This window comes from Parafrankia sp. FMc2 (genome assembly GCF_041008525.1).
In the GTDB taxonomy this organism is placed as follows: Bacteria; Actinomycetota; Actinomycetes; order Frankiales; family Frankiaceae; genus Parafrankia.
In genome coordinates this window covers 59,420-80,616 of the sequence record NZ_JBFLUG010000006.1, presented here as the reverse complement: position 1 = coordinate 80,616, position 21,197 = coordinate 59,420, and the positions used below count along the sequence as shown (strand labels likewise).

17 protein-coding genes and 1 tRNA gene are annotated in these 21,197 nt (G+C 71.2%); 11 read left to right on the top strand and 7 right to left on the bottom strand.

The annotated features are described in order from the left end of the window. The first annotated feature begins 183 nt into the window (after window positions 1–183). The 4 genes from AB1460_RS04125 to AB1460_RS04110 all read left to right on the top strand — a co-directional run bounded on the left by AB1460_RS04125 (window position 184) and on the right by AB1460_RS04110 (window position 5,041). Window positions 184–1,662, top strand: a complete 1,479-nt coding sequence (locus AB1460_RS04125) for an aldehyde dehydrogenase (protein ID WP_368959224.1) — start codon at window positions 184–186, stop codon at window positions 1,660–1,662. Window positions 1,663–1,808: 146 nt separating this feature from the next. Further along, entirely contained in the window at window positions 1,809–2,141 is a 333-nt protein-coding gene (locus AB1460_RS04120) for a hypothetical protein (protein WP_368959223.1), read from the top strand. A gap of 20 nt (window positions 2,142–2,161) precedes the next feature. Beyond that, entirely contained in the window at window positions 2,162–3,673 is a 1,512-nt protein-coding gene (locus tag AB1460_RS04115) for an aldehyde dehydrogenase family protein (RefSeq protein WP_368959222.1), read from the top strand. A gap of 150 nt (window positions 3,674–3,823) precedes the next feature. After that, on the top strand, window positions 3,824–5,041 hold the full coding sequence (locus AB1460_RS04110) for a cytochrome P450 (RefSeq protein ID WP_368959258.1): 1,218 nt from the start codon (window positions 3,824–3,826) through the stop codon (window positions 5,039–5,041). Between the two features lie 26 nt (window positions 5,042–5,067). Here AB1460_RS04110 and AB1460_RS04105 read toward each other — a convergent pair whose 3' ends face one another. Further along, complete coding sequence (locus AB1460_RS04105) at window positions 5,068–5,970, bottom strand: SCO6745 family protein (protein ID WP_368959221.1); 903 nt, start codon at window positions 5,968–5,970, stop codon at window positions 5,068–5,070. 380 nt (window positions 5,971–6,350) lie between these two features. On the opposite strand from AB1460_RS04105, the gene AB1460_RS04100 reads away from it, so the two are divergent. Continuing rightward, the gene (locus AB1460_RS04100; protein WP_420497186.1) at window positions 6,351–7,202 is read left to right on the top strand and encodes an alpha/beta hydrolase; all 852 of its coding nucleotides are present in this window, start codon (window positions 6,351–6,353) and stop codon (window positions 7,200–7,202) included. A 53-nt stretch (window positions 7,203–7,255) separates the two neighbouring features. Here AB1460_RS04100 and AB1460_RS04095 read toward each other — a convergent pair whose 3' ends face one another. Then, window positions 7,256–7,444 (bottom strand): hypothetical protein, encoded by a 189-nt coding sequence (locus AB1460_RS04095; protein WP_368959220.1) that lies wholly within the window; start codon window positions 7,442–7,444, stop codon window positions 7,256–7,258. Window positions 7,445–7,683: 239 nt separating this feature from the next. On the opposite strand from AB1460_RS04095, the gene AB1460_RS04090 reads away from it, so the two are divergent. After that, on the top strand, window positions 7,684–9,579 hold the full coding sequence (locus AB1460_RS04090; protein WP_368959219.1) for a metallophosphoesterase family protein: 1,896 nt from the start codon (window positions 7,684–7,686) through the stop codon (window positions 9,577–9,579). A 92-nt stretch (window positions 9,580–9,671) separates the two neighbouring features. Here AB1460_RS04090 and AB1460_RS04085 read toward each other — a convergent pair whose 3' ends face one another. Together AB1460_RS04085 and AB1460_RS04080 are read right to left on the bottom strand one after the other, a co-directional pair. Then, the gene (locus AB1460_RS04085; protein ID WP_368959218.1) at window positions 9,672–10,148 is read right to left on the bottom strand and encodes an SRPBCC family protein; all 477 of its coding nucleotides are present in this window, start codon (window positions 10,146–10,148) and stop codon (window positions 9,672–9,674) included. Window positions 10,149–10,409: 261 nt separating this feature from the next. Continuing rightward, window positions 10,410–11,282: an enoyl-CoA hydratase gene (locus AB1460_RS04080; RefSeq protein ID WP_368959216.1), complete on the bottom strand. Its 873-nt coding sequence runs from the start codon at window positions 11,280–11,282 to the stop codon at window positions 10,410–10,412. Window positions 11,283–11,343: 61 nt separating this feature from the next. On the opposite strand from AB1460_RS04080, the gene AB1460_RS04075 reads away from it, so the two are divergent. Then, window positions 11,344–12,351 (top strand): TIGR03617 family F420-dependent LLM class oxidoreductase, encoded by a 1,008-nt coding sequence (locus AB1460_RS04075; RefSeq protein ID WP_368959215.1) that lies wholly within the window; start codon window positions 11,344–11,346, stop codon window positions 12,349–12,351. An 890-nt stretch (window positions 12,352–13,241) separates the two neighbouring features. On the opposite strand, the gene AB1460_RS04070 is transcribed toward AB1460_RS04075, so the two are convergent. Together AB1460_RS04070 and AB1460_RS04065 are read right to left on the bottom strand one after the other, a co-directional pair. Further along, a complete protein-coding gene (locus AB1460_RS04070) occupies window positions 13,242–13,973 on the bottom strand; it encodes a phosphotransferase (RefSeq protein ID WP_368959214.1) in 732 nt (243 codons plus the stop codon). Window positions 13,974–14,139: 166 nt separating this feature from the next. Then, window positions 14,140–14,212 (bottom strand) — tRNA-Asn (locus AB1460_RS04065). A 230-nt stretch (window positions 14,213–14,442) separates the two neighbouring features. Here AB1460_RS04065 and AB1460_RS04060 point away from each other — a divergent pair. The 3 genes from AB1460_RS04060 (at window position 14,443) to AB1460_RS04050 (ending at window position 17,472) form a co-directional block, all read left to right on the top strand. Next, window positions 14,443–14,727, top strand: coding sequence for a hypothetical protein (locus AB1460_RS04060; protein WP_368959213.1), 285 nt, complete (start codon window positions 14,443–14,445; stop codon window positions 14,725–14,727). Between the two features lie 116 nt (window positions 14,728–14,843). Continuing rightward, entirely contained in the window at window positions 14,844–15,179 is a 336-nt protein-coding gene (locus AB1460_RS04055) for a winged helix-turn-helix transcriptional regulator (protein ID WP_368959212.1), read from the top strand. 301 nt (window positions 15,180–15,480) lie between these two features. Further along, entirely contained in the window at window positions 15,481–17,472 is a 1,992-nt protein-coding gene (locus AB1460_RS04050) for an NACHT domain-containing protein (RefSeq protein ID WP_368959211.1), read from the top strand. Window positions 17,473–17,476: 4 nt separating this feature from the next. Here the strand turns inward: AB1460_RS04050 and AB1460_RS04045 are convergent, their stop codons facing one another. Further along, complete coding sequence (locus AB1460_RS04045; RefSeq protein WP_368959210.1) at window positions 17,477–19,027, bottom strand: LCP family protein; 1,551 nt, start codon at window positions 19,025–19,027, stop codon at window positions 17,477–17,479. A gap of 505 nt (window positions 19,028–19,532) precedes the next feature. Between AB1460_RS04045 and AB1460_RS04040 the strand changes: the two genes are divergently transcribed. Next, window positions 19,533–21,182, top strand: a complete 1,650-nt coding sequence (locus tag AB1460_RS04040) for an alkaline phosphatase D family protein (protein WP_368959209.1) — start codon at window positions 19,533–19,535, stop codon at window positions 21,180–21,182. The last annotated feature ends 15 nt before the right edge of the window (window positions 21,183–21,197 follow it).

Below are 21,197 nucleotides of genomic sequence, written 5' to 3'. Positions count from 1 at the left end.
GCCTTCGGTCTCCCGGTCGACAGCCGCGCGCGGCCGTGATTACGTTGATCCGACAGCGAAGTAAGCACTCACCTATTCTTGATCACCCCGGACCAACACCCGGAGCTGGGAAGATCTTGCTCTGCTAGCGAGCGCTCGCTCCCGATGCTAATGTCCGCCGGAGAACGACCCAGGGAGACGACGATGAGCGATCAGCTGATGTACCGGCGGACGTTCTACATCGACGGCACGTGGGCCAGGCCGAGCGCCAGCGAGCCCTCCACGGTCATCTCGCCCTCGACGGAGGAACCCGTCGGCGAGGTCCCGCTCGCCACCGCCGAGGACATGGACCGTGCGGTGGCCGCGGCCCGCGCCGCCTTCGACCACGGACCGTGGCCGCGGCTGAGCCCCGCCGAACGAGCCGACGCGCTCGACCGGCTCGCCGCCGCCCTGCGCAAGCACGAGGACGACATCGCCCGGGTCACGGTCGACGAGATGGGCTGCGCCGTCAGCCAGTCGAAACAGGCCCAGACAGGTCTCGTCGCCCCCGTCTTCGAGTACTACGCCGAGCTGATCCGCACCTACGAGTTCGAGCGGCTCGTCCGAACCGGCGCCCGCGGCGGTCTGGTGACCTCCGAGCCGGTCGGGGTCGTGGCCGCGATCGTGCCGTGGAACGCCCCGGTGACCCTGTCCGCGTGGAAGGTCGCACCGGCGCTGGCCGCCGGGTGCACCGTCGTGGTCAAGCCGCCGGTCGAGGCCCCGCTGAGCAACTACCTCCTCGCCGAGGCGGCCATCGAGGCCGGCATCCCGGCGGGCGTGGTGAACGTCCTGCCCGGCGGCCGCGAGGCCGGGGAGCATCTCGTGACGCATCCGGGCGTCGACAAGATCGCCTTCACCGGCTCGACCGCCGCCGGAAAGCGGATCATGTCCCTGTGCGGCGAGCAGGTGAAGCGCGTCTCCCTCGAGCTCGGCGGGAAGTCGGCCGCGGTCATCCTCGACGACGCCGACCTCGCGGTCGCCGTCGCGGCGGTGGTGAAGGGCGGCATGCACCTGTCCGGCCAGGTGTGCGGCGCGCACACCCGGGTGCTGGTGGCGCGCTCGCGCTACCAGGAGGCGCTGGAGATCGCCGGCCCCACGGCGGCCGCGGTGCCGGTCGGTGACCCGCACGACCCGTCGATCGTGGTGGGGCCGCTGGTCGCCGAGCGGCAGCGAACCCGGGTCGAGGGCTACATCCAGGGTGCCGTCTCGGACGGCGCGCGGGTGGTCGCCGGCGGTGGGCGGCCGGCGCACCTGCCGAAGGGCTGGTACGTGGCACCCACCATCCTCGGCGACGTCGACAACGGCATGCGGGTCGCGCGGGAGGAGATCTTCGGCCCGGTCCTGAGCTTCATCCCCTACGACGACACCACCGACGCCGACGACGCCGTCCGGATCGCCAACGACTCCCAGTACGGCCTGTCCGGCGGCGTGTGGACCACGGACCCGTCCCGCGGGCTCGCCGTCGCGAAGCGGCTCCGCACCGGGTCCGTCGCGATCAACGGCGCCTACCCGCCCTTCCCCCTGGTGCCGTTCGGCGGTTTCGGGCAGTCCGGGCTCGGCCGTGAGCTCGGCCCCGAAGGGCTGCGGAGCTTCCTGGAGACCCGCAGCATCGGCCTGCCCCCCGCGCTGCTGCCCGACGCCTGACCAGCCGACGCCTGACCAGAACAACCGAGCCGACCGCGCTCCCGCGGCCGGGAGCCCCCGCAGCCGCGTCGATCGGGATCCCCGCGGGCCAGGCCCCCGCAGGACGGGGCCTCCCGGCCCGCCACACCGCCCATCCGGAGGTGGCCATGCCCCGCGGTGTCCTCATCGCACAGTCGAGCCCCGTCAGCGCGGAGCTCGAGGAGGAGTACAACCGGTGGTACGACGAGGACCACATCCCGGGCATTCTCCAGGTGCCCGGATTCCTCGCCGCCCGTCGCTATTCCGTCCGCGAGGCGGGCCATCTCCAGGTGCCCCCGGGGTCGTTTCGGTATCTCACCATCTACGAGATCGAGACCGACGACGTCGACGCGATGCTCCGCGAGCTGAGGGCGCGCTCCGCCGACGGCCGGGTCCCACGCAGCAGGACGGTGGCGATGCAGCCACCGCCGACTCTCACCTTCTACGAGCTGCGCGGGTAGCCGCGCGGGCAGGAGTTCCGATGACGACAGGCGCCGTCCTGCCTGAATCGCCGGTGCTTCCCTTTCTGGAGGCGGGCCCGAAGAAGCTGCTGATCGGCGGCGCCTGGGTCGACGCGGTCAGCGGGAGGACGTTCCCCAGCATCAACCCGTCCACCGGCCGGGTGATCGCCGAGCTGGCCGAGGGCGGAGCCGAGGACGCCGACCTCGCCGTGGCCGCCGCCCGCGCCGCGTTCGAGACCGGCCCGTGGCGGGCGATGAAGCCGGCGCAGCGCCAGGACCTGCTGTGGGCGTGCGCCGAGAAGCTCCAGGAACACTACGAGGAGCTCCGCCTCCTCGAGGCGCTGGACATGGGCCTGCCGATCGGCAGGCAGCGGCCGGGTCGCACGCGCCCGTCGTGGGAGGCCAGCGTGCTGCGCTACTTCGCCGGCTGGGCCACGAAGATCCACGGCGAGACCATCCCGAACTCGATCCCCGGCTCCTTCTTCACCTACACGCTGCGGGAACCGGTCGGCGTGGTGGCGGCGATCGTGCCGTGGAACCGGCCGGTCAGCAACGCCGTCTGGAAGATCGCACCGGTGCTGGCCACCGGCTGCACCATGGTGCTCAAGCCCGCCGAGGAGGCCGGCCTCGCCGCCGTCCGGATCGGCGAGCTGTTGCTGGAGGCCGGGGTGCCGGCCGGCGTCGTGAACATCGTGACCGGGTTCGGCGAGACCGTCGGCGCTGCGCTCACCGAACACACCGACGTCGACAAGGTCGCCTTCACCGGGTCGACCGCCGTCGGTCAGCACATCGTCCGGGCGTCCGCCGGCAACCTCAAGCGGCTCACGCTGGAACTCGGCGGCAAGTCGCCGGACGTCGTCTTCGCCGACGCCGACCTGGCGAAGGCGATCCCCGGCGCGGCCATGGCCGTGTTCTCGAACTCGGGCCAGATCTGCTGCGCCGGCACCCGCATCTACGTGGAGCGCCCGATCTACGACGAGTTCGCCGACGGAGTGGCGGCGTTCGCGCGGAACCTGCGGGTCGGGCGGAGCCTGGAACCGGGAACGAAGATCGGCCCGGTCGTGTCGGCCGAGCAGCTCGACCGCGTCACGGGCTACCTCGACCTGGGCCGCGACGAGGGCGCCCGGGTCATCGCCGGCGGCAGCCGGCTGACGGACGACGGCCTCGCCGACGGCTACTTCGTCGCGCCCACCGTCTTCACCGACGTCGAGGACGGGATGCGGATCGCCCGCGAGGAGATCTTCGGCCCGGTGGCGTGCCTGCTGCCGTTCGACTCCGACGACGAGGTGGCCGCCCGCGCGAACGACACCCCGTTCGGCCTCTCCGGCGGAATGTGGACCCGCGACGTCGGCCGGGCGCACCGGCTGGCCGCCGAGATGCGGGTCGGCACCGTGTGGGTGAACACCTTCCTGCAGCTGGACCCGGCGGTGCCGTTCGGCGGCCACAAGGCGAGCGGCTGGGGCAGCGAGATGGGCCAGCAGTCACTCCAGGGCTATCTCAACGTCAAGTCCGTCTGGATCAACACGGACTGAGCGACTGACTGACGGTCTTGCTCTCCCCTCCCCGGCCGATTCGGGCGCTGCCCCTCCCTTTCAGGAGCGACCATGGACACGAACTTATCCACGTCAACCACGTCAACCACGTCGAACGGGTCGAGCGCGTCGAGCGCACCGCCGGCCGCGATGCCCGACGCCTGGCTTCTCCGCGAGTTCGACCATGTCTCGCCGCGGCTGGCTCCCGTGCTGCACGAATCCCTGGCCCGGATGCGTTCGCTGTGCCCGGTGGCCCACAGCGACCTGCACGGCGGATTCTGGGTCATCACGAAGTACGAGGACGTGCTGAAGGTCGCCCAGGACTGGGCGACCTTCACCTCGACCGACGGTCTGAACATCCCACCGAGCCGCACGCATGTCCGCAACATTCCGGTCGAGGTCGACCCGCCCGAGCAGCGCGCCTACAAGAAGCTGATCAACGCCCACTTCACGCCGCAGATGATCGCCCCGTGGGAGGAGGCCACCCGGGCGCTGGTCTCCCGCCTCATCGACGGTTTCGTCGAGAGCGGGCACTGCGAGTTCATGGACGACTTCGCCCGGCCGTTGCCGAGCCTGACGTTCTTCGAGTTCGGTCTCGGGGCCCCACCCGAGGACCTCGACGAGGTGTCACGGCTGGCGTCGACGTCGTCGATTCCCAACGATCCCGAGGCCGCGGCCTCCTGGGCGGGCCTCGCCGCCTGGATCACCGCCCTCGTCGAGCGCCGGCGCGGCGAGCCACCGCGCGGCGACGTCGTCGACGCCGTCCTGAAGGCCGAGTTCGACGGCCGGCCGCTGGCCCAGCAGGAGATCATCGGCATCGTCCAGCTCCTCGTTCTCGGTGGCCTGGAGACCACCGCGGGGGCGCTGGGCCTGATGATGCACCGGTTCTGCCTCTCCCCCGAGATCCCGGCGCAGCTGCGCGCCCAGCCGGAGCTGATCCCGAAGGCGGTCGAGGAGCTGCTGCGGCTCGACGGGCCGTTCGTCGCCATCGCCCGCACGGCCACCCGGGACGTCGAGCTCGGCGGCCAGCAGATCAGGAAGGGCGACAAGGTTCTCCTCTACTGGGCCTCAGCCGGCTACGACGAGGACGAGTTCCCCTCCCCCGAGGTCTTCGACCTCGACCGGGCCACGAACCGTCATCTGGCCTTCGGCGCCGGCCCGCACCGCTGCATCGGCTCCAACCTCGCCCGGCAGAACCTACGGATCGCCCTGGAGGAACTGCTCCGCCGACTCCACGACATCCGTGTCGCCGACGGCGCCGAGATCCACTTCCACAACACCCTCACCCGCGCCCCGAACTCCCTCCCCATCGCCTTCACCCCCGGCCCCCGGGAGGCGGGCGCCGGCCCGCTGGCGGTCCAGCCGTAGGCGCGGCGCTCCAGGGGTCGGAACGCCTAGCCGGAGCCTGACGCGCGCGGGTCGGGCACGCCGATCGGATTCGGCCACCGCAGGAGGGCCGCGGCGCGCCTGGCGACGGGGGCCAGCAGCGCGACGCACCGGTCGACCTCGTCAGGGCCGAGCGGCGCCCAGACCGAGGCGGCGGCACGGTCCGTCGTCTCCTCGACCGCGCGCAGGGCGGACCGGGATGCCTCCGTCGGCCGGCCGGTGCCGTCGAGCCAGCCGCGGGCACGCAGCCGGCCGGCGGCGTCGACCCACGCGGCGTCGGACCATCCGCGCGCGCGTTGCAGATCCTCCCGGCTGACATCGCCGACACCACCGAGGCTGGCTCGCCAGACCGCGGTCTCGGCGCCGTCGAGGCCGGCGGTCACCAGCGCCGCCACGTGGCCGTCACCGCGGTGCTCCCGCAGGATCGTCGTGGCCTGCCAGAGAATCCCGATCGGGTCCTGCGGCCAGGGCAGGGCCGCGTTCGCGGCGGCAAGCACGCGACCGGCGACCGGTGCCCGCTCCGCGGCCGCCCGCAGCACCCCGGCGAGCTCGGCGAGCTCGCCCGGCCGCGTCTGCGCCAACACCGGGATCAGGGCCTCGCGAACACCGTCGAGCCGGGCGGTCAGTGCCTCCGCGGGAGTGATCCGCGTCCAGATGTCCGGCAGCGCCCGTGCCACCATCGCCGGCGCGAACCCGAAGAAGCAGCCGACGACCGGCTCCGCACCGACCGGACCGAGTGGCGCCGCGCGCCCGGCGAAGTAGCCCCGCCAGAACCCGCGCACACCGGCGCCCTCGAACGCCGCGGCGCAGGCCGGCGCGAAGTAGGTGACGGCGTGCACCGGTTCGAACAGCTGCCACATCCGCCGGGCGACACCGTCGCCACCGCCACCAGGCAGGTCGTCATCCGGCATCTCCCGAGCCAAACACCGGGGTCCGACCCGGGTCAACCAGCCGCCTGCGCGCCGCCGCCACCACCGGTCACCCACCGTTCGACCGCCGCCAGGCACGCGCCGGCCCTGCCGCCGGCGTTCTTCCCGGCTGCGAAAAACGTACGACAGGAAGGCCCCCAGGCAGTTTCCTGCCGCGACAACGGTCAGGTAGCCCGAACTGGAGGTCCCAGCGAAAGGGGAGTGATGATTTTTGTTCCTCCACTCGATTCCCTCACCTGGTCCACTCCACCTTCGGGCCGAATGACCACTCCAGGGACATGTCCTGTATTGACTCCGGGCGTTCGTCAACCTAGCTTCGACCGCAAAATCGGCGACACTCGCCGATGCATCGGAGGAAACACGTGAGACCTTTTGTCCGACGCGCCTGCGTTGTGGTGACCAGCCTGGCACTCGCATTCGCAGGACTGTTCACCCTCGTTCCCGCGGTGAACGCCCAGGTACCGGCCGGAAGTGGGACCGGACCGTATCCCGCGATGTACGAGACCGATCTCCGGTTATCCAACCACACCGTCTACCGACCGCGTACCCTGCCGACTGACACGACCCTGCCGATCGTCGTCTGGGGAAACGGTGCCTGCCGGGCGGACGGGACCTGGTTCGACGACTTCCTGCTGGAAATCGCGTCGCATGGATTCCTGGTCATCGCCAACGGCCGCCCCGGCGGCACCGGCCAGACCCAGGCATCCTGGCTGACCGACAGCATCGACTGGGCCATCCGGGAGAACAGCCGGCTTTTCGGCAAGTACCGCGGGAAGCTCGACACCACGAAGATCGCGGCGATGGGGCAGTCCTGTGGCGGGCTCGAGGCCATCGAGGTGAGCGCCGACCCGCGGATCACCACCAGCGTGATCTGGAACAGCGGCCTGTTCGGCACGGGATCCAAGCCCGAGCTGCGTGAGCTGCACGCACCCGTCGCCTACATCACCGGCGGCGAGAGCGACATCGCCCACGCCAACGCGCTCGACGACTGGAGCAAGCTGCCGCCGACCCTGCCCGCCTTCCTGGGCAGCCTCGACGTCGGCCACTTCGGCACCTACGGCCAGACCAACGGCGGCGAGTTCGCCCAGGTCGGCAAGGACTGGCTGACGTGGCAGCTCAAGGGCGACCAGACGGCACGCCAGCGCTTCGTCGGCCCGTCCTGCGGCCTGTGCACCGATCCCGACTGGGAGGTCCAGCGGCGCAACCTGACCTGACTCTGACCATCGTCCTCCGTCCTCGTCGACGGTGGTGGTGGCGGCGGTGACCGTCACGGAACAGCGGCCTCGAGGGTCTGGACTCGGGTGTGGGCAGTGGGAGGCTGCCCCACCTGATAGTCGGCGTGCACGGTCACCGCGGCGAAACCGGCCTCGTGAAGCAGTGCGGTGAACTCGTCGAGGCCGTACATCTGGAGGTTGAACGGCTCCAGCTCACTGTGGACGAGGCGGCGTCCCGTCACAGCTCGTACCGGCCCCGGCCGACCACAACCCTGCCGGGCAGCTGCGGGCACCTGTTTGCTCCGGAGACATCCGGCAGTGGTGGAGGCGCAAGGCCGAGGCCATGCGGAGACCGCATGCTCGGTAGCCGTCCAAACTTCTACAGCCGAATAGAGGTTCGTCCGTGCCTACGTCCCCCCCAGCTGCCCCGCCCCGGCCCAGACCGAGATGGTCCTGGCGGCGCAGGGCAACGTCGGCCGCCGTGGTGGCCGGAGCACTCTGCGGGGTACTGGGCACGGCGGTGCTGCCCACGTCCGCGGCGCCCCCGCGGGTCTCACCCCCGGCTGAGAGCGCCTTCTCCACCGATCCGGTCGGATCGTTGCCACTGTTGACAGACCCGTTCCTGCAGGCGCCCTCGGATCGCGGCGTCCACGTCGTGTGGTTCACCGAGTTCGCCGGCAGCAGGCATGTCGCGCTGGTCGGCAGGGACGTCGACCGGCTCGACACCAGGACGCTCAGCGCGGTCGCCACGGGCCGGACCCGCATCCCGGGCATCACCCAGGTGACCGCGTCGACGACGAAACTGTCGAGATCCGCCGAGGACTCCGCCTCGAACGTGCCGGCGGACCGCAGGCCGGCAGCCGATGCCGGCATCGTCGCGCGTGACGTGTGGCGGCACGAGGCGTCCGTCAACGGGCTGAGGGCCGGGGAACGCGTGCCCTATCGCGTCGTGAGCCTGGACGGCTCCCGTCCGGACAGCTCCCGCCTGGCCGGTTCGGGTACCTTCCAGCTGCAGCCCCTCCCGCGCGCCGGCCAGCCGACGAAGATCCTGCTGACCAGTGACCACCAGGCGATGGTGAACACGCCGGCGAACCTGCAGATGGCGCTGGCGACCATCGGCCGGATGGACGCGGTGTTCGTCGCCGGCGACCTGGTCAACGTCCCGGACCGGGCCTCGGAGTGGTTCGACGACACCCGCGGCAGCGCGTTCTTCCCCGTCCTGCAGGGCAACGGCGGCCGCAACGGCACCAACGGCGTGCCCTACGTCGGCGGGGAGATCATCCAGAACACGCCGCTCTTCCCGGCGATCGGCAACCACGAGGTCCAGGGTCGGCGGGCCGGTGCCACCACGCTGGGCGGATCGTTCAACGCGCCGGTCCCCCGCGAGGTCGCCGAGAGGGCGTACGAGGCCGTGGCCGCGCAGGTCAACCCGACCCGCAACCGGGCGGTCCGCGAGCAGTGGATCCGCGACAACTCCTTCTCGACCACCACCTACGAGGAGATCTTCACGCTGCCGAAGGGCTCCCCGGGCGGCGAGACCTACTACGCGACCACCATCGGCGACGTCCGGATGATCTCGCTGTACTCGACCCGGATCTGGCGGGGTACCACCGCCAACGCGGACCCGGCGGCGCGCACGTCGGCCAGCCGCTACCAGGAGGCCGGCGCCACCCTCGGCAACCCGCTCGCGCAGGGCTACGGCGAGCACATCTTCGAGGCCGTCGACGCCTCCAGCGAGCAGTTCAGATGGCTGAAGAAGGAGCTGGCCAGCAAGGAGTTCGACCGGGCGCGGTATCGGGTGGTCATCCTGCACGAAGGCCCGCAGGGTCTCGGCGACAACATCATGCCGGTTTTCGCCGACCCGGAGCGGATCGAGGAGCGCAACGACGCCGGCGAACTCGTCGGGGTCCGGTACGAGTACCCGCTGGCCGACAATCGCCTGCTCTACGACCTGCAGCCGCTGCTGGAGAACGCCGGGGTCGATCTGGTGCAGAACGGCCACAGCCACCTGTGGAACCGGTTCGTCAGCAGGAACGGGCGGACGAACTTCCTGGAGACCTCCAACACCGGAAACACCTACGGCGCCTTCCACGAGCTCAGCGGCCGGACCCGCCCGGTTCCGCCGGCGCCGTGGGACCCGCGGAACTACTGGGCCATCGGCAACCCGGGCGGGCTCGCGCCGATCGTCCCGACGGTCAACCCGCACCGGGCCGCAGACGGCACACCGCTGCCGTTCGTCCAGAGCAACGACCATGCCGTGTTCTCGGTCTTCGACACCGCGGCGGCGCAGGTCGTCAGCTACTCCTTTGACCTGAGGACGCCGGACGTCGCCCCGGTTGTCCTCGACCGCTTCCGCCTCGGACGCTCCCACCGCTGATCCGGCATGCCGACGGCCCGGGTCCTCACCCGCGGGACCCGGGCCGGACCGCATCCACCTTCGTGACGACCGGAGGCGTCAGGCGTCAGGCGTCAGTGGCCGGGTCGCTGCTGTTCGACGGTGCGGGCGAGGATGCCGAGGGTCGCTCGCAGGCCGGCCTCAGGAATGACCGGGAAAACGCCCCGGCGGAAGTCCTCGGTGATCTCGCTCCAGTCGTAGTAGGACGTCACCAGAGTGCCGACCTCGCTCGGCTCGAGGCGGTAGCCGTAGCGGTGGCCGATGCGCGGCCAGTCCTTGACGGTGATCGTCCACTCGATCTCGGTGTTCGCAACGAACCTGGTGATGACGACGGTGACGTCGTACTTCCCCAGTGGGTAGTCGTTCAGAGATTCCCGGTCCATGTGGACGACGAACTCGTCGCCGGCCCCGGTGACCGGTTTCCCCTCCGCGGACTGGAGCATCCCGGAGCTGTCGATCGTGACGTGCCCCTGCGGGTCGCACAGCACCGCGAAGACGCCCTCGCTCGGCGCAGCGATCTGCCGCCGGACCTCGAACCGTTCCGTCGCCATCCGCGAAGCCTCGCACCCGCGGGGGGCCAGAACCATCGATGCGTCGGATCCGCGGGGACGACATGGCCCGACCGGGCCTGCCAGCCCGGCCAGACCTGGCCGGATGCTCGCGACGCGCGGGCCAGCCGACTCGGTAGCCGCCACGCAGACGTAGCCAAAGGAGCCAAAGTGGCGACACAGCGCCACCGGCGCCACCGGCGTCACCGCGTGAGCGCCATGGTGGCCGTTGCCAGCCGCAGGTACCGGCGGTGGCAGGCGAACTCACCGAGCGGCATCGACCGGGCGCACACGAGTAGTCGATGACGGCGCCGATCCAGTATGTCCTTCTCGTGCCTGGTCCTGCCCGCGGGCGGTGACGGCGGCACGGCGGGCGGCGACGTCGGCGGTGCCGCGCCGCCACGTCTCCGCCAGGATGCCCTCGACGAGATGCGCCTCGTCGAGGGTGGCGGTGTTCGCCAGCTGCCGGTAGTGCCGCAGCAGCCGGCGGACGCTGCGCTGGTCGTTGCTGACGATGTCGGCGGCGAGCCCGCGTGCGGTGGGCAGCAGCTCGGCGTGCGGGACGACCCGGTTCACCAGGCCCAGGCGCAGCGCTTCTCCGGCGGTCAGGAAGTTTCCCGTCAGGGACATCTCGACGGCCGCCCGCCACCCGATGGACTGCGCGAGCAGAACGGTGACCCCGCCGCCCGGCATGACCCCCAGCCGGGCGTGGGTGTCGGCGAACCGCGCCCGTTCCGAGGCCACCAGGAACGTGCACTGCAACGCCACCTCCAGGCCGCCGGTGACCGCGACACCATTGATCGCGCCGATGACGGGCTTGGCGATGACGGGCAGGAACCGGTACAGGCCGTTGGTGTCACGTTCGGGGCCGGCGCCGGGCGGTCTCTCGACGTCGGTCGGCGGCACCTCGCCCGACACCTCCCGCAGATCGACCCCCGCGCAGAACGCCGGGTCGGCGCCGGTGAGGACGACAGCGTCGACGTCGGGATTGTCACCGGCAGCGGACATCTCGTCCCACAATGCATGGGTGAGCTGCCGGCTCAGCGCATTGCGGGCCGCGGGCCGGTTGAGGGTGATGACGGCGACGCGGTCGCGGACGTCGGACAGGATGACAGGTACGGACTCGGATTCGGTCATGTGCGCGCCTCGGATGGTGAGAAGGGTGTCACGGACGGCGTGAGGAAGTATTCTTTGCGGGGTGAAAGTCGACGGTACGCTCAGTGGACTGTCCGGTGCAGCGGATCGTGCCCGCGCGTTGGAATCCCGCGGGTATGACGCGGTGTGGGCGGGCGAAGTCAACCAGGATCCGTTCCTGCCACTGGCCATCGCCGCCGAGGTGACCGAACGCCTCGCGGTGGGCACCTCCATCGCGGTGGCGTTCGCCCGTTCACCGATGAGCCTGGCCTACACTGCCGACGACCTGCAGCGCCACTCCCGCGGCCGGTTTCTGCTCGGCCTCGGCTCCCAGGTGAAACCGCACGTCACCCGCCGGTTCGGCATGCCCTGGGGGCGGCCCGCCGCGCAGCTGCGCGAGTTCGTCAGCGCGCTGCGGGCAATCTGGTCCTCGTGGCATGACGGCACCCCCCTGGATTTCCGGGGCACCTACTATCAGCACACACTCATGCCTCGGGACTTCGTGCCACCCCACCACGACTTCGGCCCGCCCGGGATACTTCTCGCCGGGGTCGGCGAGTCGATGACGCGCCTTGCGGGCGAGGTGGCCGACGGTTTCATCTGCCACGGCTACACCACCGCCCGGTGGATTCGTGAACGTACCCTTCCCGCTCTGCTCGCCGGCCGCGAGAAAACGGGCGCGACAATGGACGGGTTCGAGGTGGCCAACACCCCGTTCATCGTCACCGGAACCGACGAGGAGATCGAGCGGAAGCTCCCGCAGGTCCGCGGCCAGATCGCCTTCTACGCCTCCACCCCCGCCTATCGCGGTGTTTTCGACCTGCACGGCTGGGGGGCTGCGAACGAGGAACTGACCGCCCTGTCGAAGGCCGGGCGCTGGTCCGACATGGCCTTCCTGGTCACCGACGAGATGGTCGAGGCGTTCGCGATCGTCGCCGCCCCCGCGGAGCTGCCCGACCGTGTCGCCGAGCGGTACTCCGGGCTGCTGACCCGCCTCTCGTTCACCCCGCCGGCCAGCCTCGACCCCGATTCCGCCGCCGATCTGGTGGCCCGGCTCCGGACCTGCTGCTGAAAAGGTTGATCGGGCTGGGGGCTGGTGGGCGGAGCAGGCGGGCGAGGAACATGAGCTTCGAAAAGCTAGCTTCCGACGACCTGCGTCGGGTTACACGCCGTGCCCTTGGCGAGGGCAAGGATCGTCCTCGACGTGGTCCAGTCCGGAGTGATCCCGTTCCGCGCGAACCTGCTCGGTATGCGCCGCAGGGCGACAGGCTCCCTGTCGGTCGCAGGCTGACCAGTCGAGGGGTCCCGCAGGTCATCCAGGCAGACATGAGTCACGTCCGACGCGATGGCCCTGTCTGACCGGCCATCGGCCAGAGCGGGGAATGTCGTACGGAACGCGACCACGAACGCGGCCACCCCACTCCGCTGCTGGAAGGTCTCAGACGGGCCTGCTGCGGCCGGCGAGCCCACGGGAGACCCCGCGTCCCCGTCCTTGGTTGAGATACATCCGGCCAGGGACACCAGCGCTGTTCCGCACACGAGAGTGCTACGAATCCTCACGGCTCCTCCCCGGTCGCGGATTCGCCCTCGGGAAATCGGCATGCGCGCTCACCGCGCAGCATTCGTCGGGCGCGCCAGAGCCGTCGATGACGGCGCAGGACCGGGATGTGCTCGTCCTGCTGATCGCAGCATGTGTCGAAGCCGCTGTGCCGCGGACACTCCATCGCGTCGCTCGCCGGACAGTAGTACGTGTCCGGGCAACCGCAGTCGGCGACAACGCGGGTCCACGCACGCTTCACAGCCCGCTGCTGCCGACGCGGCAGGCCCTTAACCATGTGGCGCCCTCTCACGGCGGCATCGCCAGCGGTTCAGGTTCCATGGTCTTCTACTCCTCGCCGGGCGGACCGGTCGGATGCGGGAACAGCGGGAACAGCGGGAACAGCCGCGATCAATCTCGGATGATCAAGTTTGGTGCCCGAGTCGGCCGCGGTTGTCGGCCACCCACTGACAGGCAGCACGGACGTCCTCCACGGCGCCGGCGTCACGCAGCCGCACCGCCCCCGGGTCTCCCGTCAAGGCTCCTGCCTGAATGCCGCGCCAGCAGCGGTCCTGCCACCACAGGATCGTCTCGATCAGTGGCGCATGCCGGTGCAGTCCGTAGGCGTCACGGATCAGCCTGATCCTCCGCGCCGCCTCGTCCGTATCGGTCACCGTGGGGCCAAGGCCGAGGAACTGCCAGCAGACATGGGCGACGTCGTGGATCCGCTCCCCAGGGAAGGCCAGATCCCAGTCGAGGAAGGCGACAGGGCGTAGCCCATCGCCGCGGTCGCGGTAGACGGTGTTCTTCGGCGCCAGGTCGTTGTGACACACGACCTCGCTGCCGCCGGCCAGCGACGTGCCCACAGTCAGATCGTGAAATCGACGAACCAGCTCGACGACCCCGACGAGGCTCTCATCGGACGCGATGGACACAGGCTGTTCGCGCTCCCAGGCAACATGTCCGGGCAGGAAGCTGAGGATCTCCCGGCCGCGCTCGTCGACACCGAGAAACCGCGGCGCACCGTCCCAGCCCCGCCGCGCCAGCAACCCGAGGAGCTCGTGCACGAAGCCGCCGCGGGGCGGGACGGGCCTGCGCACCGTGTCGCCGCTGCGGACGACGGTGTTCACCGACCCGCCCAACAGGGGTACATCCATCACATCGACCTCGGCTTGGCTGCGTCCGCCGTCGAAGCTTGCCACCGCGCAGGCGCCGGCAGGTCGCGTGGGGTAACTCAAAGAATCATGGGGGTAAAGTTGGGACGATCTTCGTTTCAAGATCTTTAGGATTTTGCTGAGATGGCCCCTGACCTGGGCAAACGTGCTCCCGCGAGAGGACTCGAACCTCTAACCTGCCGGTTAACAGCCGGCTGCTCTGCCAATTGAGCTACGCGGGACCGTTCTGTGCTGCCAGGCCCGGATCCGACCCCGCCCAGCACCGCAGGCGCTAGGCAGAACCCAGGGGGCCCACCCAGGCCTCAATGGCCGGCAGCCCGGATCGGTCTGACGTCGTCAGCCTACCTGAGGTTCAGCGGAGGTTGCCGGTGGGGTAGTAAACAAACCAGTAAGACGCCGGAGCGCCAGCGGTGGAGGCCGCGCCCGCCCGGTCCTGCCCCCGGGAGGAACCATGCGCATCAGGCCCAGTGTGGTCATTGCCCTCGGCATCGGATACGTCCTCGGTGCCCGCGCGGGCCGCGAGCACTATGACGCGATCATGCGACAGGCGCGGGAGGTACGCGAGCGCCCCGAGGTCCAGACGGTCGCCGGCGTGGTGTCGGCGCAGGCCGGTGCGCTCGTGCAGCGGGCCCGGGCGGTGCTGGGCGGCTCGTCGGACGTCGGCCACGGCACGGTGTCGAACTCGCCGCTGCACGGTGCGCACACCTCCAACGGGGTGGGGGTGCGGGCGCACTGACCACGGCGAAGCGTCGCGGCTCCGCGGGTGGCGGGGCAGCCGGCAGGCAGGCGACCGCCCGCTCGGGCGGTGGGGCGGGTAGCCCGTCTGGCCTGGGCTGGGCGGGTCCGTCCGTTGTGCCGGAGCCACTCGCCGCCCTCGTCGACCTGCTTGCCCGCCGGCACACGTTGGCGGTCTTCTGGTGCCTTCGCGGCGGGTCGTCGTCATTCCGGGCGCTGGCCGCGAAAGTCGGCGCCGCGGAGTCGCAGCTCTCGCAGCGAACGCGTGAGCTGCGCGAGGCCGGGCTGGTAGAGGTGGATGAGGCCGGTGAGTACCGGCTGACCAGTCATGGCCGGCGGCTGCTGGGTGTGGTGGAGCCGCTGGCTGGCTGGGCCGAGAACTGGGCCACGTTGAGCCCACGTCAGCGCGTGCCGCGTGGCGCGGCCAGTCACGCCGCGGACGAGGCGGGCTGACGATCCCCCCGACCGTCGCCCCGGATGACCGGCCCGGTTCACAGCGAGACGTATCCAGTCCGCGAGCGCTGAGATACCGGGGGCACTGCGCATCGACATCGGGGGCACTGCGACATCGCGGGCAGGGCGGGCCGATCCGCGCCATCGTCATCACACACATCCGTGTGCGTGACGTGCATGATTGCTCACTATGAACGTCGGCGGGGGGCGTCGCGGGGCTCCGAGCCCGGTCTGGTTGGGAGCCGGTATCGCTGCCGTGGCCGCCGGGGCGGTCGCCTGGGCGGGTGGTCAGGGAACGGCCGTGGCGGTTCTGGCTGCCGCCGGAATCCTGCCTGCCGTCGCCGCCTTCCTGGCGGACAGAGCGGCCACCCGTTCGACGGATCTCGATGTGGAGAAGGTCGCCGATCGGCTTGCCGATCTGGTCCGCGACCAGTGGGACAGGGAGGCAACCCGCCGTGGGGTCGGCCGGCCGCCGCTGGACGTCCTCTGGCAACCCGCCGACGTCGATCTGGTCCACTCCTGGCAGGAACTGACAGCTCAGGCCACGGTCGGCCGGAGCGGGCCGGCCCCCGCGATCCCGGCCGGGGAGCCGGGCGACCTCGCGGGTCACGGTGCGCTGATCGCGTCCTACGACCGCAGCCCCTGCGGGCGGCTGGTCGTACTCGGTGAGCCCGGGGCCGGGAAGACCGTCCTGCTGGTGCGGCTCGTCCTTGATCTTCTCGCCCGGCGGACGACCGGTGAGCCGGTACCGCTGCTGGTCCCGATGGCCTCCTGGGACCCTGATGGCCGTAGCCTCTACGCCTGGCTGGAGGCCCAGATCCTGCGGGAGTATCCGCATCTGTCCGCCACTGACGCCGCCACCGGCCGCAGGCGCGCCGGCGCGCTCCTCGACGCCGGTCTGATCCTGCCGGTTCTGGACGGTCTGGACGAGATCCGGGCGGGCTGCCGGGATCAGGCCCTCGCCGCGATCAACGACGGCCTGCGCAGCACCACCGGGCTGGTCCTGAGCTGCCGCACCGACGAGTTCAGGGCAGCCGTGCATCCCTCTCCCGGCCGGCGGCCGGTCCACGTCGAGGGCGCCGCCGCGGTCGCGCTCACGCGCCTCACACCGGCGGCGGTCGGAGCCTACCTGCTGGCCGGGGCCGGGTCCGGCCCCGGTGGTCCCGCGAGGTGGGCGCCGGTCCTGGCCGCCCTGGCAGACCCGGGTTCCGCTGTCTCCCGAGCGCTCGTCACCCCGCTGGCCGCCAGTCTCGCCACCACGATCTACAACCCGCGCCCGCGTGAATCCGCCTTCGACCTCCCCCATCCTGTGGACCTGTGCTCACTGCCCACCCCGGAGGCCGTCGAGCAGCATCTGCTCGCCGGATTCGTCGCCGGCGCCTACCGTCCGCACCCCGACCGGCCCACTCGCTGGAACGCCGACCAGGCCACCCGCTACCTGACCTTCCTCGCCCGGCACCTTGAGCATCGACTGCACACCACCGGGCTCGCCTGGTGGGAGCTGCCCGCCGCCACCCCACGCCCCTACCTGTCCCTCGCGCTCGGCCTGGTGAACGGGCTCGTGGTCGGGATGGTGGCCGGGATCGCGGCCGGGATCGCGATCTCGCCTGTCGTCGGACTGGCGAGCGGAGGTGTGGCCGGGGCCGCCGCCGCGATCGCCGCGGGGCTTGTGGGCTGGCGGGGGAACGCCCGGCCGAGCCGGATCACCCTACGGCCGCTCCGACGCGAGGACCTCGTGATCGTGGCCGTGGCCGGGCTCTTCGGCGGACTGGTGCACGGAACCATGTTCGGGATCATCAAGGGACCGGTGGTAGGCCTCCTGGGAGGCGTCGCGGTCGGGCTGGTGGGAGGGCTGGGGATCGTGCTGACCGCCAGGCCCTTCTTCGACAGTGACCCGGACGTCCACGCCGCCCCCGGTCCCTACCAGCTGCTGGTCGATGACCGGAACAGCGGGCTCGTGGGCGGGGTGGTGCTCGGCTGCGTGAGCGCCGTCGCGAATGGCCTCGTGAGCGCGGTACTGGGCGGCCTCGGGCCGGTCAGCACACTCGTGTTCGTGGGCGGGTTCGCGACCGGGCTCGGTGCCTGTCTCGTCGGCGGTGCGGGGGAATCGTGGGGGTGGGCCTGGTCGCGCCTGGCCGTGGCACGGTTCTGGCTGGCCGCGCGCCGCGAGCAGCCGCTGTGTCTCGTCACCTTCCTCGCGCAGGCCCACGACCGCGGTGTCCTGCGCCAGGCCGGCGGGGTCTGGGAGTTCCGCCACGCCAGCCTCCAGCGCCACCTCGCCAACAGGTCCTGATCGTCTAGAAGGTGCAGTTGGGGACGGGTGGCGGGGCTGAGGGCGGAGCGGACCCTGGTCCGGTCGCGGCAGGTGGTGCGCCGGCGGCGGGGTCGTCGCCGGTCGCGGCGGGGGCCGCCTCGGTGGGGGCGCTGACGGCGACGTCGGCGAGGCCGTCGAAGGACGTCCCGAGGATGAGCTGGAGCCCGTCGATGCCGGGGTCGCTTTCGAGCCGGGCATCGGGCACGAGGGCCTGCAGGCTGGTGGCGGCGGCCTCCAGGCCGGTGCCGTAGCGGACCCGGGATGTCACGTAGTTGCTGGTGGAGGCGTTACCCGCGTTGGTGGCGCGGAAGCCCTTGGCGGTGAGCTCGTCGACCGCGTCGGCGGCCAGCCCGGAGATGCCGCTGCCGTTGAAGACCTGCACCGCGACCTCGGTGGCGTCCGCGCCTCCGCCGGCTCGGGCGGGCTCCCCGGTGGAGCCGCCGAGCGGGGCGATGATGCGTTCCAGGTCGGCGGGGTTGTAGAGCTGCACGGACACCCGCTGGCCGCCGATCAGGATCTCGCCGCGGTCGTTGCCGCCTTCGGTGCGGTCCGGTGAGTGGGTCGGCAGGGCCTGCATGGTGACGCCGCCGGAGGCGATGCCCCGCAGCCGGCTCGCGAGCTTGCGCAGGTCGAAGATGTCGGTGTTGTCGTCAAGGGTGAGCGCGGACGTCGCCGTGCTCAGCAGGCCTTCGAGCTGGGACGGGTTGGTCAGCACGCCGCCGCCGACGACCTTGCGGAAGACCGCGCCCATGAACTGCTGCTGGCGGTGGATGCGGTCGATGTCGCCGCCGGGCAGGCCATGGCGCTGGCGGACGAAGGCCAGGGCCTGCTCGCCGTTGACGTGCACCTGCCCGGGGCCGCCGACGAAGCCGCTCATGGGGTCGTTGGTGTTGCGGCTGTTCCGCCCGTTCTCGGCGACGTACTCCTTGAAGTCGGACGGGAGGACACAGACGTCCACGCCGCCGATGGCGTCGGTGATCTCTTTGAACCCCGCGAGGTCCATCGACACGTAGTGATCGATACGCATGTTGGTGAGCGACTCGATCGTCCGGACCAGCAGGGACGGGCCGCCGTCGGAGATCGCGGAGTTGAACTTCGCCTTGTGCGCCTTGTGTTCGCGGCCGTCGGCGTCGGTGTAGGACGGGATCGTGACGTAGGTGTCGCGCGGAATCGACACCATGGTCACCGTCTTGTCCTCGCCGAAGTGGGCGAGGATCGTGGTGTCGGAGCGTTGCCCTTCGAGGCCCGCGCGGCTGTCGGTGCCGACGAGCAGGAAGTTCGTGGCGCCCTCGGTCTCCTCGGGGCGGTCGTCGCCGAGGTCGAGGGTGACCTGCCCGAACCGTCCGTCGGCGTACTTGAGGACCGCCCAGCCGCCCGCGGTGACGACGAAGACCAGAACCGACAGAAATGCCAGAGCGACTCTGTAGAGCTGGGATGACGCGCTGCGTTGCGGCCGGCCTCCGGTGCGGAGATCAAACGGGAGCGTTCTGGAACGCCGCTCCGGATCTCGTGGCCCCCCCGATCGCCCGCTCAATCCCGAGCCTCCTCCCGGCGCATCGCACCGAAAAATGCGCTTGGGGCGGAAAGCATAGGCTATGGGTGTCCGCACGAGACCACCCGGTGGTCCGCGTGGCCCTGGCCATTGGTCCCCCCGGTGTTCCCCTTGGCCGGTTGACGGAGGCCACCCCCGGCGGACCGCTGACCTGGGGTCCGGACCGGACCGTCCCGGAACGTTCACCGTGGCGTCGGCCAGGTGTCGACGGGCGGCTCGCCCTGGTGGTCAGGCTTGCTCCCGCTGGGGGCAACGACGCTGACGCCGTGCCGGGGCCACCGCGACCGCGCGTCATCGCGACCGCGCCGCACTGTGACCATTCACCTGTCACTGCCAGCGCACCGCCGCCACCGCGATCGCCACCGGAGGCCCTCCCGGGTGCGGACGCGTGTCGGGGCGGGTCGCCGGCACCGGGTGCGGTGGCGCCGGTGGGGCGGGCGGGACGCCGGTCCGCGGTGCTGGTGCGGCTCCGAGAAGGGGACTCTCCATGACCGCACCTGATCACCAGACCGACGCGGGCACCGACCCGGGAGCAGCTGGCGGAGCCGCCTCGGTCGGGCGGCGCACGCTGCTTCGCGGCGGCGCCGTTCTCGCGGCCGCGGGGACGGTCGGCCTGGGCAGCGGAATCGGCGTGGCGGCCGCCGCCGGGGGTGGGACCGCCGCTGCGGCCCGGCCCGGGCAGGTGCTGGGTGGGCGGCCGACGTTCACCTCGGGGGTGCAGGCCGGTGACGTCACCACTCGCGGTGGCGTGATCTGGGCCCGCTCGGACCGGCCGGCGCTGATGACCGTCGAGGTGTCGGGCACCGAGTCGTTCCGCTCGGCGCGCACGGTCGGCGTCGCGCGGCTCACCGACGCGTCCGACCGCACGGGTGTCGTCGCCGTGAACGGGCTGCCCGCGGGCAGCGAGGTCTTCTACCGAGTGCGGCTGAGCGGGGCGGACGACCCGCGCCGCGGCGGCGAGACGCTGGTCGGCCGGTTCCGGACCGCTCCGTCACGGGCCCGCGACGTGTCTCTGGTGTGGTCCGGCGACGTCTGCGGCCAGGGCTGGGGCATTAACCCGGACATCGGCGGCATGAAGATCTTCGAGACGATGCGCCGCCTGTCGCCGGACTTCGCGATCTGCTCGGGTGACTTCGTGTACTCCGACGGCCCGCTGACCGAGACGGTCACCCTGCCGGATGGCACGGTGTGGCGCAACCTCGTGATCGACGAGAAGCGCAAGGTCGCCGAGACGCTCGCCGAGTTCCGTGGGAACTTCCGCTACAACCTGATGGACACGAACCTGCGCGCGTTCAACCGCGAGGTGCCCTGGGTCTTCCAGTGGGACGACCACGAGACCACGAACAACTGGTACCCGGGCGAGGTCCTCACGTCCGACACCCGCTACACCGAGAAGCGTGTCGACGTGCTCTCCGCCCGCGCCCGGCAGGCGCTGTTCGAGTACACCCCGACGCTGCCGGGCCGCCCCGACCCGGCCGGCCGGCTCTACCGGAAGATCTCCTACGGCCCGCTGCTGGACGTCTTCGTCCTGGACATGCGCTCCTACAAGAACGACAACGCGGTGGGCCAGAACGACCCGGCCGGCGCCGCGATCCTCGGCACCCGCCAGCGGGACTGGCTGATCGACGGGCTGCGCAACAGCCGGGCCACCTGGAAGGTGATCGCGAACGACCTGCCGATCGGCATCGTCGTCCCGGACGGGACCGCTGTCGAGGGTGTCGCGCAGGGCGCGCCGGGCGCACCGCTGGGCCGCGAGGTGGAGATCGCGCAGGTGCTGTCGGCGATCCGCCGGCACCGGGTCCGCAACACCGTCTGGGTGACGGCGGACGTCCACTACACGGCGGCGCTGAGCTATCACCCGGACCGGGCCGCGATCCGCGACTTCGACCCGTTCTGGGAGTTCGTCGCCGGGCCGCTGAACGCCGGGACCTTCGGCCCGAACGCGCTCGACCCGACCTTCGGACCCGAGCAGGTCTACGCCCGGACGCCTCCGGCCGGCCAGTCGAACCTGCCGCCGTCGGCCGGGCTGCAGTTCTTCGGCCGGCTGGCGATCGACGGCGGGTCTCGGGCTCTCACGGTGGAGCTGCGTGACGCGACCGGCGGGATCCTCTGGTCGAAGGCACTGCCCGCCCGCTGACCACCGCGGTCCGGG

Coding starts and splice junctions, on each gene's coding strand:
- AB1460_RS04125 (WP_368959224.1), top strand. CDS start 184: ATGAGCGATCAGCTGATGTACCGGCGGACGTTCTACATCGACGGCACG.
- AB1460_RS04120 (WP_368959223.1), top strand. CDS start 1,809: ATGCCCCGCGGTGTCCTCATCGCACAGTCGAGCCCCGTCAGCGCGGAG.
- AB1460_RS04115 (WP_368959222.1), top strand. CDS start 2,162: ATGACGACAGGCGCCGTCCTGCCTGAATCGCCGGTGCTTCCCTTTCTG.
- AB1460_RS04110 (WP_368959258.1), top strand. CDS start 3,824: ATGCCCGACGCCTGGCTTCTCCGCGAGTTCGACCATGTCTCGCCGCGG.
- AB1460_RS04105 (WP_368959221.1), bottom strand. CDS start 5,970: ATGCCGGATGACGACCTGCCTGGTGGCGGTGGCGACGGTGTCGCCCGG.
- AB1460_RS04085 (WP_368959218.1), bottom strand. CDS start 10,148: ATGGCGACGGAACGGTTCGAGGTCCGGCGGCAGATCGCTGCGCCGAGC.
- AB1460_RS04080 (WP_368959216.1), bottom strand. CDS start 11,282: ATGACCGAATCCGAGTCCGTACCTGTCATCCTGTCCGACGTCCGCGAC.
- AB1460_RS04070 (WP_368959214.1), bottom strand. CDS start 13,973: ATGGATGTACCCCTGTTGGGCGGGTCGGTGAACACCGTCGTCCGCAGC.
- AB1460_RS04060 (WP_368959213.1), top strand. CDS start 14,443: ATGCGCATCAGGCCCAGTGTGGTCATTGCCCTCGGCATCGGATACGTC.
- AB1460_RS04040 (WP_368959209.1), top strand. CDS start 19,533: ATGACCGCACCTGATCACCAGACCGACGCGGGCACCGACCCGGGAGCA.